Raw genomic sequence first — 12,821 nt, forward strand, 5'->3', positions numbered from 1 at the left:
GTCCTCTCCTCACACAACGAATTGCCCAGGGGTTTCATGCGGTCGTGTCCTCCTCCGGGATCCGGCCGGGTTCCTCGTCCTCGTCCGAGATCGGCAGGAAGCGGCCGACCAGTTGGTCGTAGATCAGGGCGCCGAGCAGCGCGCCCAGGATCGGCGCCACGATCGGCACCCAGAAGTAGACCTCGCCGAACTGGTCCTTGAACGCGCCACCGTACCCGGTGATGAAGGATGCCAGCCGTGGGCCGAAGTCACGGGCGGGGTTGATCGCGTAGCCGGCGTTCGTACCCCACGCCATGCCGATGCCGACCACCGCGAGGCCGATGATGAACGGGGCCAGATTCGCCGCCGGGGCGGTGTTCCGCAGGTCGGTGATGGCCAGGATCAGCAGCATCAGGATCGCCGTACCGATGATCTGGTCGCGGAAGCCGCCCCAGAGATGTACGCCGATGTCCGCGCCGTTGCCCGGCAGCGTCGAGAACACGATCTGGCTCTTCCGGGTCAGCCCCGGGTCGAACTTGTTCAGTGCCTCCGTGTAGTTCCACCGGACCACCAGCGCCGCCAGGAACGCCCCGAGGAACTGTGCCACCGAGTACGGCAGCACCTTCTTCCAGCTGAACCCGCGGAACGCGGCCAGCGCGATCGTGACCGCCGGATTGAGGTGCGCGCCGGTCATCCGGCCCGCCACGTAGACGCCGAGCGTGACGCCGAGACCCCACGCCCACGCGATCGAGTCGTGGTTGCCGATCCCGCCGGCCACCACCTGCGCGACCACGCCGACGCCGAACAGGATCAGGATGAACGTTCCCAGCAACTCGGCGGAACACTCCCCCAGAAGGGTCTTCGCCTTGACCGTTTCGGTCGTAGCCATACCGAACCTCCCTTCGTCGCCGTGACGACCACGGCTGGCTGGAATGTAAGAGCGAACGTCGCGCGGAACAACGCCCGCCGTTCGACATTGTCGAACGCGGACCACCGGACCAGGGGTTGCGACACTCGGTGATTGCTTGATCACTCAGCATCACGAATCTGAGGGGACGCTGAGTACGCCCGGAAACGCCGTGCCAACCATCTACCGTGGTGAGGCGTCTGGGGGTTGGGTCCAGTGACTTCGGAGGGTTGTGGATGAACGTATCGCTGCTGGGGGGATGGTTTCCGGCGATGCTCGACGTGCTCGCCGCCGGCGCGCTGATCGCGGCCGTCGGGTGGCGGGACTACAAATGGCACTGGCGGATGGTCCCGCTGATCGCGGGCGTCACGGTGCTGCTGACCGTCCTGGCGTGGACTCCCGGCGCCAAGGCGGTCGGTGTGACCGATCCGCTGCCGTTCTCGGTGTGGCTGTGGCTGGGCCTCGCCATCGCCGCCCTGCTCGTGCTGGCCGCCGGGTGGCGGACCGCGCGGTGGTGGCGACGGGGTATGGCGGTCGTGGCCGCGGCCCTCGCCGCGCTGGTCTGCGCGAACGGCGTGAACCAGTTCGTCGGGTACTACCCGACCATCGACTCCGCGGTGAGCGACTGGACCAACACCCCGCTACCGGGACAGGTGTCGATGTCGGGGCTCCGCCGCGAGGCCAACGCGACGAAGCCGCCGGGCGTCGGCAAGCTCGTCCAGGTCACCATCCCGGCGACGTACAGCCACTTCAAGCACCGGCCGGAGCTGGTCTACCTGCCGCCGATCTGGTTCGTCCGCAGCGAGCACCGGCACCCGCTGCCCGTCGTCGAACTGGTCGGCGGTGAGCGCGGCGGGCCCGGCGACTGGGTCCGGCTCGGCAACGCGGTCCAGGTGTCCGACCAGTACGCGCGCGAGCACCACGGGTACGCGCCGATCCTGGTGTTCGTCGACGCGACCCGGAAATTCGACAACGACACCGAGTGCGTGAACGGCCCGCGCGGCAACTCCGCGGACCACCTCGACCAGGACATCCCGAAGTACATCGAGAAGACGTTCGGTGCCTCCACCAACCCGGAGCAGTGGGCGGTCGCCGGGTTCTCGATGGGCGGGACCTGCTCGCTCGACCTGGTCGTCGAGCACCCGGACGTGTTCACGCACTTCATCGACATCTCCGGCGACCTCGCGCCGTACACGAGCACGCCGGCCGCGAGCCTGCACGACCTGTACGGCGGCAACGTGACCCTCGAGCACCAGAACGAGGCACTTCTGGTGATGAAGGCGCACGGCAAGTACACGGGCGTGAACGGCCTGTTCCTGACCAGCACCGCGGAGCGCCGCCACCAGCACGAGGCGGAGGAACTGTCGAAGGCCGCGGCCAAGGTCGGGATCTGGTCCCGGGTCGAGATCTCGCCCGGCACGCATGTGTGGCAGTTCGCGGCACCCGCCTTCGCGTCGGCCTATCCTTGGCTGGCGAAACAACTAGCCCTCCCGGGGCTCGCGCACCACCCTGCGACGAGTCAGCTCGCCCTTCCCGGGCACCACGAAACGAGGCGCACGAAAACCGCGTGATCCAGACACTTCGACGGCTCTCCGTCGGCCTGGTCGTACTCATCGTCGTCACCGTGATCAGCGGCGCCGACACGGTGAGTGAGGTCTTCAGCCCGCCGCCGGCCGGTCAGATCCACGTCGTGGCCCTCGGCGACTCGGTCACCTCCGGCTCCAACTGCAACTGCTCGGCGTTCCCCCAGATGTACGGCGACCTGCTCCAGGAGCGCGGCTCCACCGTCGGGGTCACGAACCTGGGCGTCGGCGGACTGGACTCGTCCGGTCTGCTGCAGACGCTGAACCAGCCCAACTCCCCCACCGAGGTCGCCACTGCCGCGGCCAACGTCGTACTGCTGACGATCGGGGCGAACGACTTCGGCGACCACCACGACGACGTCACCAGCGGTCAGTGCACGGGCGACTGCGTCTCCGACGAGTTCGAGCAGCTGACGGTGAACCTGGACAAGATCCTGACCCGGATCCACGCGCTCCGGGACAACAAGCCGACCACGATCCTGATGACCGGCTACTGGAACGTGTTCGAGGACGGCGACGTCGCGGCCCGCCAGTACCCCGCCAGCGGCCGGGTCGCCAGCGACCAGCTCACACTCCGGACCAACGGCGCGATCAACGACGCGGCAGCCGCGGACGACGCGACGTACGTCGACATCTACACGCCGTTCAAGGACAGCTCGAACATCACATCGCTGCTCGCCGCCGACGGCGACCACCCGAACGCGGCCGGGCACGCGCTGATCGCCAGCGTGCTGCTCTCCGCAACACCCAACCCTTTGCCCACGTCCTCGCATCAAGGAGGGTAGACAGACCCTAGGGGGACGTGGTGGCCGATACGACGGCGTTCGCCGAGTTCGCGACCGGCAGGCACGCGGCGCTGTTCCGGTACGCGTACCTGCTGGCCGGCGACCGCGGTCTGGCCGAGGACCTCGTCCAGGAGGGCCTCGTGAAGACGTACGTCAGCTGGCACCGCCTGCGCGACCCGCAGAACGCCGAGGCGTACACGCGGCGCGCGATCACGAACACCGCGATCGCCTGGTGGCGCCGGAAGTCCTGGCACGCCGAGCGGCCTCATGACGACGTACCGGACCGTGCCGTGCACGCGGACGACTCGACCGCGCGAATCTGGCTGTGGCACGAGCTGCAGCAGTTGCCGCCGCGGCAGCGGGCGGCGCTGGTGCTGCGGTACTACGAGGACCTCACCGAGGTGCAGACCGCCGAGGTCCTGGGGTGCAGCGTCGGGACCGTGAAGAGCCAGGTCTCGGACGCACTGAAGAAGCTCCGTGCCCGGCTGGGCGCCGACGTCGTACAGAAGGCGGGGCTGACCGAATGACCGACCTGCTCAAGGACACGCTCACCGAACGCGCCGACAGCGTCGAACCGCCGCCGTTCGACCTCGACGAGATCATCGCGGCCGGCGACCGCCGCCTCACCCGCCGCCGTGCCCTGACGATCTTCGGCGGCACCGCCGTCGCCCTCGCCGGCGGCGGCCTCGCGGTCGCCGCGTCCCGCAAACGCCACCTGCCGCCGCCTTTCGCCGAGCGGCGGGTGACGTACGCCGTCGGCTCCGAGATCCACTACGGCGACGAAGTGATCTCTGTTGCTCCGCAAGCTGTGATCGCGTTCGTACAGACCGACGCCGGCTTCGTCTTCCTCAACGCGGAGAACGCCATCCACGTCGTCGACCGCTCCGGCGTACGCTCCCTGGGCAAGAGCACGTGGCGCCTGGTCGGCGACGGCAACCGGGTCGCGTGGGTGGAAAGTTTCAACGACCACGTCGAGTCGGTCGTGTACGACGTCGCCGCCCGCCGCGAACTCGTCCGTACCGGGATCGGCAACAAGATCCCGCCCAACCTGAGCCTCGCAGTCTCCCCCCGAGTCGCCGCACTCGACGGCAACCACGCGTATTTCGGCACCCTTCAAGGCCTGTACCGCTGGGACCTGATCACCAATCAGGGCGAGCTCGTCGCGAAGCTCAGTCCCGACGTCGTCCGCGCCGTGACCGCCGGTGAGTTCGTCTTCCAGCAACCACTCAACAAGTTCCGGCCCCACACCCTCGCGGCCGCGAGGACCGTGAACGCCACGGCACCCGCCAGGTTCACCGGCGAGCAGGCGTTCCTGTCGCCGGCCGCGACCTACCTCGTCACGCAACTGGACGACGCCCAGCCGGGCATCCAGCCGCTCTGGGCAGACCTCCAGCTCTACGAGGTGGCGTCGGGCAGCCGGATCGCCCTGCCGAACACCTACGTCACCAAGTACTTCGGCCAGTGGCTCGACGACACCACCTGCACGCTCGCAGGCCAACGCCCGAACCGCGACGTCGACCTGCTCGTCGTCGACGCCCGCACCGGAGCAGTCAGAACCGCCGTACCGAAGTTCACCAAGCTGAGCTTCAGCAGGACCCCGCCGCGCACCGCGTCCATCGCGCTACCGACAGGCGCGCCGATCATCGACCTCTAGTCGGCCACCTTGGCCGCCGGTGTTTCCACGTTTTCCGGGAAGTGGCAGGCGGTTTGGTGGCCCGGGGCTAGCTCGACCAGGGGTGGTTCCTGGGTCTTGCAGATCTCCTGGGCCTTCCAGCAGCGGGTGTGGAAGCGGCAGGCCGGCGGCGGGTTGATCGGGCTGGGGACGTCACCCTGGAGGCGGATGCGTTCCCGCTTGGCCTTGCGCTTCGTGTCGGGGACCGGGACGGCGGACAGCAGGGCGACCGTGTACGGGTGCATCGGGCGCTCGTACAGGCTGACGCGGTCCGCCAGTTCGACGATCTTGCCGAGGTACATGACCGCGACCCGGTCGGACACGTGCCGTACGACGGACAGGTCGTGGGCGATCATCACGTACGTCAGGTCGAACTCGTCCTGCAGGTCCTCGAGCAGGTTCACCACCTGCGCCTGGATCGACACGTCCAGCGCCGACACGGGCTCGTCCGCGACGATCAGCTTCGGGCGCAGCGCAAGCGTCCGGGCGATCCCGATCCGCTGCCGCTGGCCGCCGGAGAACTCGTGCGGGTAGCGGTTGTAGTGCTCCGGCGACAGGCCGACCAGTTCGAGCAGCTCCTGCACGGCCTTCTTCACGCCGTGCTCGGTCTTCACGTTCTGCAGCTTGAACGGCGCCCCGACGATCTTGCCGACGGTGTGCCGCGGGTTCAGCGAGCCGTACGGGTCCTGGAAGATCATCTGTACGTCGCGCCGCATCGGACGCATCCGCCCCTCGCTGAGGTGGCTGATGTCGCGGCCCTCGAACACGATCTTGCCGGCCGTCGGCGTCTCCAGCCGGGTCAGCAGGCGGCCGGTCGTGGTCTTGCCACAACCCGACTCCCCGACCAGCGACAGCGTCTCGCCCTGCCGCACGCTGAAGGTCAGGCCGTCGACCGCCTGGACGGCACCGACCTGGCGCTGCAACAGCCCTTTGCGGATCGGGAAGTGCTTGACGAGGCCGTCGACCGAGAGCAGCTCCTCGCCGTCCTTCACTGGCTTCGGAGTCGATTCGGCGTCAGTAGTAGTCACAAGTCGTCCCGTTCAGAGCTTCGGCTTGATGTCGGTCTCCCACGCCTCGCGGCGGTTCTGCGGGGAGAGATGGCAGGCCACCAGGTGGCCGTCGCCGGTGTCCAGGAGCTCCGGCCGCTCGGTCTCACTGAGGCCGTTGTTCAGGTGCGCGTAGTTGCAGCGCGGGTTGAACGCGCAGCCCTTCGGCACGTTGATCAGGCTCGGCGGCGTGCCCTTGATCGGGATCAGCCGCTCGCTGCGCTCCCGGTCGATCCGCGGCATCGAACCGAGCAGCCCCCAGGTGTACGGGTGTTGCGGCCGGTCGAAGATGTCCTCGGCGGTGCCGTACTCGATCGCGCGGCCGGCGTACATCACCTGGATGTCGTCGGCCAGCTCGGCGACCACGCCGAGGTCGTGGGTGATGATGATCACCGCGGAGTTGAACTCGCGCTGCAGGTCCCGGATCAGGTCCAGGATCTGCGCCTGCACGGTGACGTCCAGCGCCGTGGTCGGCTCGTCCGCGATCAGCAGGTCCGGGTCGCAGGACAACGCCATCGCGATCATCGCGCGCTGCCGCATGCCGCCGGAGAACTGGTGCGGGTACGCGTCCACCCGCCGGTCGGGCTGCGGGATGCCGACCCGGTCGAGCATCTCGATCGCGTGCTTGCGGGCGACCTGCTTGCTGACCTGGTTGTGCACCCGGTAGGCCTCGATGATCTGGTGGCCGACCGTGTAGAACGGGTGCATCGCGGACAGCGGGTCCTGGAAGATCATCGCCATCCGCTTGCCGCGCAGCAGCCGGACCTCTTCGCGCGACGACGAGATCAGGTCCTGGCCGTCCAGGAAGACCTGGCCGCTGATCTTCGCGACGCCGGGCTTGTGCAGGCCCATGATCGACAGGCTGGTGACACTCTTCCCCGAGCCGGACTCGCCGACGATGCCGAGCGTCTTGCCCCGCTCCAGCTTGAACGAGATCCCGTCGACGGACTTCACCACACCGTCGTCGGTCGGGAAGTGCACCCTCAGGTCACGGACGTCGAGGAACGCCTCACCGCGCTCGACCCGCTGCGGGGCGTCTTGGACTTCTTCGATGGGCTCACTCACGAGATCCGCACCCTCGGGTCGACGACGGCGTACAACAGGTCAACGATCAGGTTGGCCAGCACGATGAAGAACGCGGCCACCAGCGTCACACCGAGCACCTTCGGCAGGTCGTTCGCCTGCAGCGCGATGACGGCGTACTGGCCGATGCCCGGTAGCGAGAACGTGGTCTCGGTGAGGATCGCGCCACCCATCAGCAGACCGAGGTCCAGGCCGAAGATCGTCAGGATCGGGGTCAGCGCGGAGCGCAGCCCGTGCTTGATCACCACGTCCCGCTCGGTCAGGCCCTTGGCTCTCGCGGTGCGGACGAAGTCCTCGTTCATCGTCTCGAGCATGCCGGCCCGGGTGAGTCGTGCGTACGCCGCGGCGTACAGGAACGCGAGCGTCACCCACGGCAGGATCAGGTCGTACGCCCACCACAACGGGTTGGTCTCGTCGAGTGGGTTGGTACCGCCCTGCACCGTCCAGCCGAGGCCGTAACTGAAGATCGACAACGAGAGCAGGCCGGTGAAGAAGATCGGCAGTGAGACACCGGCCAGCGCCACCGACATCAGTGATCGGTCCAGGATCGATCCGCGTTTCAGTGCGGAGATGATGCCGGTGCCGACACCGGTGACCAGCCAGATGAAGGCCGCGCCGCCCGCCAGCGAGGCGGTGACCGGTATTCGCGCGACCAGGTCCGGCCAGACCGGTGTCTGGGTCAGGTACGAGTACCCGAAACACGGCGCCGGGCAGCGCTCCACGCCCGCGCCGTAGTTGTAGTCCGTACCGGCGACCAGTCCTTTCACGAACCGGCCGTACTGCACGTAGAGCGGATCGGTGAAGCCGAGCCGTACCGCCGTCTCGTGGATCTGCTCCGCGCCGACGCTCCGGCCGACGTACCGCGAGGCCAGGTCGTCCGCCGTGGCACCGCCGAGTCGCGGGACCAGGAAGAAGATCGAGAACGTGACTGCCGTGACGATGAAGAGCAGGATCACTGCCCCGATCACCCGGCGGACCAGATATGCGAGCACCGTTCGCGGCCTGGTGGCCGATGATCAGCTGCGATCACCGGCCACCGTCAGCCTTCACCTACCTCTGCTGGCGAAATGATGGTTGGTCAGAGCAACTACTTCTGGGCGAGTCCGATCGCCGCGTAGTCGTACATGTTCTGACCGTCGTTGGTGAAGACGTTGGCCAGCGTGTCCGGACGGTACAGCAGGCCCTTGGCCCAGATGCCCGGCAGCGCCGCCGCCTGCTCCATGACCTTCTTGTCGATGTCCACCCAGATCTTGTTCCGGGCGGTCTCGTCGGTCGTCTTCAGCGCCTGGTCGATCATCGTGTCGACCTCCGGGATACGGATACCGAGGTTGGTGTTACCACCGGCCTCCCGGATCACCCGGCTGTCGACGATCTGGCTCAGGAAGCCGAAGCCGTCGTTCCAGTCCGCGCCCCAGCTGTAGACGATCAGGCCGAGCTTGTTCGCCTTCGCGAAGGCCGGCTTGCCGGCGTACAGCTTGGTGTAGTCACCGGTCGGGTACGGCTTCGTGGTCAGGTTGATCCCGACCCGCTTCAGCGACTGCTGCAGCGTCTCGGCGACCGCCTTCTCCTTGGCCCGGTCCGTGCGGTAGGCGATGTTCATCGCGAAGCCGTTCGGCTGGCCGCACTGCTGCAGTTCCTGCTTGGCCTTGTCGACGTTGCCGTTCTTGTCGGTCTTGAAGCCGTAGTCGTCGAACTGCTCCGAGCCGGTGATTCCCGGCGGCATCAGGTTGGTGGCGATGTCGCCGCCGATCGGACCGCCGTACGCACGCTGGTAGCCCTCGTGGTCAGCGGCGTACAGCACGGCCTTGCGGCAGTGCACGTTGTCCAGCGGCGCGACCTGGCTGTTGATGACGGTGAAGTTCAGCCGCGGCGCCGGCACGTTGTCGGCGTGCGCCTTCAGCTTCGGGTCGGCGAGGATCTTCGCCTGGGTCTCCGGCTGCACGCCGGTCCCCGCGATGTCGACGTCCAGGTCACCGGCGAGCAGCCGGTTGTCGATGTCGGTGCCCTCGACGTTGAACGCGACGGTGATCTTGTCCGGCAGCGCCTTACGGCCCGAGTCCGGGTCGGTGGACGGGTCGTACTGGTCGTTGCGGACCAGGCTGATCCCGGTGTTCGCGTTGTAGCTCTCGAACTTGTACGGACCGGTCGCGATCGGGTGTTCCTTGTACTTCGCGCCGGTGTCCTTCTTCTGCGGCACCGGAGCCGTCGACGGCAGCTGCGCGAAGTAGTCGAAGGACGCGAACGGCTTGTTCAGGTGGAAGACGATCGTGTTGTCGTCCGGCGTCTCGATCGCCTTCGCGACCCCGGCGAGCGTCGGGTCCTTGTAGACGCTGTAGTTCGCCGGGATGCCCAGCAGGAAGTCGTTGAAGTAGGTCGGGCCGTTCGGCAGCGTGACCTTGTCCAGCGACCGTGCGACGGCGTACTTCACGTCCTTCGAGGTGACCGGCGTGCCGTCCTCGAACTTGATGCCCTTGCGGATCTTGTAGGTCCACGTCTTGGCGTCGTCGCTCGGCACACCAGGGGCCTCGGCCAGGTCCGGCACGGGCTTCGCGCCCTCGGCGCCCGGCTTGGCCGCGAACGTCATCAGCGGCCGGACGTAGTTCCGGACCAGGTTCCAGGACAGGCCGTAGTAGGTGTCGCCCGGGTCGGTCGAGTCCCAGTTCTGGGTGATCGCCATCCGGAGCGTGCCGCCCTTCTTGTCGCTCGGGTTGAAGATCTTCCCGACCGCGGCGTTGAACTCCGGCGTCGCCCCGCCGCCCTCGGAGGCGGAGCCGCCCGGCTTCGCCTTCGGTCCCCCACAAGCCACCAGGCTCAGGGCGACGGCCGCACTGACGGCGGTGGCCGTCGTGATGCGATTCCATCTCATCTCTACTTGCACCCCTTTATTCGTGAGAGCCCAGGCTCCCTGGTTGGAGAGAAGTCCTACCGCGACCGCGGGTCGAGCGCGTCGCGCAGCCCGTCGCCGAACAGGTTGAAGGCCAGCACCGTGATGAAGATCGCCAGACCGGGCGAGATCATGTACCACGGGTCGACGGAGTACCACTTCGCCGCGATCGACAGCATGTCGCCCCAGCTGGCGGTCGGGGGGCGGACACCGACACCCAGGTACGACAGACCGGCCTCGAAGAGCACGTTGGTCGGGATCAGCAGCGTGGAGTAGACCAGGATCGGCGCGATCAGGTTCGGCAGCAGCTCGGTGAACAGGATGTACGGACGCCGCGCCCCGAGGCTCCGGGCCGCGTCGACGAACTCCCGCTCGCGCAGCGAGAGCGTCTGGCCGCGGATGATCCGGCCGATGTACGGCCAGCTGAAGAAGCCGATGATGAAGACGATCAGCGCGACCCGGAGCGCGTCACCGCTGAGGCCGAGGATCGAGTCCGGTACGGCGCCGACCAGCGCGAGCGCGAACAGCACCAGCGGGAACGCCAGGAAGATGTCCATCAGCCGGCTGATCAGGGTGTCGACCCAGCCGCCGAAGTAGCCGGCGACGATGCCCATCACGACCCCGATGACCACCGACAGCAGCGTCGCGAGGAACGCGATCAGCAGCGAGATCCGGGCGCCGTACACGATCCGGGCGAAGATGTCGCGGCCGTTGACCGGCTCGACGCCCAGTGGGTGCGCGCCGCTGACCCCGCCGAACTTGCCGATCGGGGTCTGCAGCGAGGCGTCCACGAGGTCCTGGTGGAAGTCGTTCGGGGTGACCCCGACGAGCTTGGTGATCAGCGGCGCGAAGATCGCGACCAGGATCAGGAAGAACACGATGCAGCCGCCGGCGATCGCGACCTTGTCGCGCTTTAGCCGCATCCAGGAGATCTGCCAGAGCGACCGGCCCTCGATCTTGCCGGCGCCTTCCAGCAGCGCCTCGGGCTGGGCTGACGCTGATCCGGGATCGACCTCGAGTGGCGCGCTCACGCGATCTGTACCCCTGCCTCGTTCGTCGGATGAACCGGAACGAAATCCGGTATGGCTGCCGCCTTAACCTGCCGCCATTACAGCCCGGAGTCAAACGCGGAAAGTGCTGCGTTGCCCGATCGTGATCGTCAGGAAATCGTCCCGTATCGTGGACATTCCGCAGTAAACCACGCTGTCGCACCGACGGTCGCGGGAGCCTCGCGAACCGTTACTGCCATGGCATTTTTGTGTCAGTGCCGTAATCCGGACAAATACAGGAACGCCAGCGGATCGAGAGCGGTTTTCACGCCTTCGAGGTCTTTGCCGGCCACCGCGGTGACGTGTCCCTGCCAGATCGGGATCACCGGCGCGTCCCGGGCGATCACTCCCTGTAGCTGGCCGATCAGCTCGTCGCGCTGCAGGCCGTTCTGCTCGCCGCGTTGCTGCTGCAGCAGCTTCGTGGCCGCCGCCGACCGGTACCCGTTCGAGGCGAAGGCGCCGTCGGTCGCGACGAACGGCCGCAGGTAGTCGTCGGCGTCCGGGTAGGCCGGCGTCCAGCCGGTCATGAACAGGTCGTACGCCCCGGCCGCCGTCGCCACCTGGTACTGCGGCCACTCCGCGCTCCGCAGCGTCACCCGGAACAGCCCGGATGCCTCCAGCTGCCGTTTCAGCTCCAGTACCTCCGCCTTCGCGCCCACGCCGTACTGCGACGGCGTCCAGCCGACGGTGAGCGGCACCGGTACGGCGATGTTCGCGTTCTTGAGGATCGCCGCGGCCGCCGTCCTGCTCGGCTGCTTGAACTCGGCGCGGAAGGCGTCCACCTGTCCGCCGAAGCCCGGCGGTACGACGGAGTACAGCGGCGACACGTGGTCGGCGTACGCCGTCTTCGCGATCGCGGACCGGTCGACGACCTGGGCGACGGCGCGCCGGATCGCCGCGTTGCGGGACAGCAGCGACTTCATCTGGAACGCGTACAGCCGGATCTCCGCGCCGCCCGTGTCGACGACCTGCACGCCGCTCGCCGTCCGGAGCTTGTCGAGCAGCGCCGGGCCGAGCCCGTGGAACGCGAGGTCGGCCTTCCCGGTCGAGATCTGCCGGTACAGGTCCTGCGCGTTCGCGACCGTGGAGATCGTGACGCCGTCGTTCTGCGCCGCGCGCGGACCGTGGTAGTTCGCGAACTTGGCCAGCGTGACCTCGTCCGGCTTGAACCCGGCGAGCTGGTACGGACCGCTGCCGATCGCCTTGCCCTCGAGCAGCGAGTCCGCCGGGTACGTCTGTTCGTCGACGATCGACGCCGCGGTGGTGGTCAGCAGGTACGGCAGCCGGGCGTCCGGGTTCGTCAGGTTGAACACCGCCGTCAGCGGGTCCGGCGTACTCACCGACTTCACCGACGCGAACAGCGGTGCCAGTCCCCCGGGCGCCCGCAGCCTCACCAGCCGGTCGAAGCTGAACTTCACATCCGACGAGGTCAGCTGGTGCCCGTTCGGGAAGGTGAGCTTCTCCTTCAGGCTGCAGGTGTACGTCGTCGGCGAGTCGAACTGGCAGTCCGCCGCGTCCGGCACCGGCGTCGGCTTGTCCGGGAGGATCGTCAGCAGCGTCTGGTAGAGGTTCGCCTGGACGGTGCGCGACGCCTCGTCGTACGGGCCGGCCGGGTCCAGCGACGTGACCGAGTCGGTGGTCGCGAGCCGCAGCAGCATCTGCTTCGGCGTCTGCTCCCCAGGGTGCGGGGCGTTGTCGTCCGGTTCGCCGCAGGCCGCCAGGCAGATCCCCAGCGCACCGACCGTCACGGCCGCCGACACCCGGCGCACCCACTCGCTCACCGTCTCACCTTTCCCCAGCCCGTTACCCCAACTGCGTAATCAACGCCCCCGA

11 protein-coding genes are annotated in these 12,821 nt (G+C 67.7%); 4 read left to right on the forward strand and 7 right to left on the reverse strand.

Annotated features, from left to right (window positions below; all coding sequences use genetic code 11):
* Window positions 1-34: 34 nt before the first annotated feature.
* On the reverse strand, window positions 35-868 hold the full coding sequence (locus AB0M51_RS24690; protein ID WP_344194940.1) for an MIP/aquaporin family protein: 834 nt from the start codon (window positions 866-868) through the stop codon (window positions 35-37).
* 290 nt (window positions 869-1,158) lie between these two features.
* Between AB0M51_RS24690 and AB0M51_RS24695 the strand changes: the two genes are divergently transcribed.
* The 4 genes from AB0M51_RS24695 to AB0M51_RS24710 are packed head-to-tail and all read left to right on the forward strand — an operon-like array spanning window position 1,159 to window position 4,908.
* Window positions 1,159-2,457 (forward strand): alpha/beta hydrolase-fold protein, encoded by a 1,299-nt coding sequence (locus AB0M51_RS24695; RefSeq protein WP_363750544.1) that lies wholly within the window; start codon window positions 1,159-1,161, stop codon window positions 2,455-2,457.
* A complete protein-coding gene (locus AB0M51_RS24700) occupies window positions 2,454-3,254 on the forward strand; it encodes an SGNH/GDSL hydrolase family protein (RefSeq protein WP_344194936.1) in 801 nt (266 codons plus the stop codon). Before AB0M51_RS24695 ends, AB0M51_RS24700 begins: the two co-directional genes overlap by 4 nt.
* A 20-nt stretch (window positions 3,255-3,274) precedes the next feature.
* A complete protein-coding gene (locus tag AB0M51_RS24705) occupies window positions 3,275-3,781 on the forward strand; it encodes a SigE family RNA polymerase sigma factor (RefSeq protein ID WP_344194934.1) in 507 nt (168 codons plus the stop codon).
* On the forward strand, window positions 3,778-4,908 hold the full coding sequence (locus AB0M51_RS24710) for a hypothetical protein (protein WP_363750547.1): 1,131 nt from the start codon (window positions 3,778-3,780) through the stop codon (window positions 4,906-4,908). Before AB0M51_RS24705 ends, AB0M51_RS24710 begins: the two co-directional genes overlap by 4 nt.
* On the opposite strand, the gene AB0M51_RS24715 is transcribed toward AB0M51_RS24710, so the two are convergent.
* The 6 genes from AB0M51_RS24715 to AB0M51_RS24740 all read right to left on the reverse strand — a co-directional run bounded on the left by AB0M51_RS24715 (window position 4,905) and on the right by AB0M51_RS24740 (window position 12,769).
* Entirely contained in the window at window positions 4,905-5,954 is a 1,050-nt protein-coding gene (locus tag AB0M51_RS24715) for a dipeptide ABC transporter ATP-binding protein (RefSeq protein WP_344194930.1), read from the reverse strand. The two genes, AB0M51_RS24710 and AB0M51_RS24715, sit on opposite strands and share 4 nt — an antisense overlap.
* Window positions 5,955-5,966: 12 nt before the next feature.
* Entirely contained in the window at window positions 5,967-7,037 is a 1,071-nt protein-coding gene (locus AB0M51_RS24720; RefSeq protein ID WP_344194928.1) for an ABC transporter ATP-binding protein, read from the reverse strand.
* Window positions 7,034-8,047 carry an ABC transporter permease gene (locus AB0M51_RS24725; RefSeq protein WP_344194926.1) on the reverse strand — a complete coding sequence of 338 codons (1,014 nt, stop codon included), beginning with the start codon at window positions 8,045-8,047 and terminating at the stop codon, window positions 7,034-7,036. Before AB0M51_RS24725 ends, AB0M51_RS24720 begins: the two co-directional genes overlap by 4 nt.
* Before the next feature lie 95 nt (window positions 8,048-8,142).
* A complete protein-coding gene (locus AB0M51_RS24730; RefSeq protein ID WP_344194924.1) occupies window positions 8,143-9,921 on the reverse strand; it encodes an ABC transporter substrate-binding protein in 1,779 nt (592 codons plus the stop codon).
* Window positions 9,922-9,977: 56 nt separating this feature from the next.
* Window positions 9,978-10,970, reverse strand: coding sequence for an ABC transporter permease (locus AB0M51_RS24735; protein WP_344194922.1), 993 nt, complete (start codon window positions 10,968-10,970; stop codon window positions 9,978-9,980).
* A gap of 230 nt (window positions 10,971-11,200) precedes the next feature.
* On the reverse strand, window positions 11,201-12,769 hold the full coding sequence (locus AB0M51_RS24740; protein WP_363750551.1) for an ABC transporter substrate-binding protein: 1,569 nt from the start codon (window positions 12,767-12,769) through the stop codon (window positions 11,201-11,203).
* Window positions 12,770-12,821 lie beyond the last annotated feature (52 nt).

Source organism: Kribbella sp. NPDC051137, assembly GCF_040682535.1.
Taxonomy (GTDB): domain Bacteria; phylum Actinomycetota; class Actinomycetes; order Propionibacteriales; family Kribbellaceae; genus Kribbella; species Kribbella karoonensis.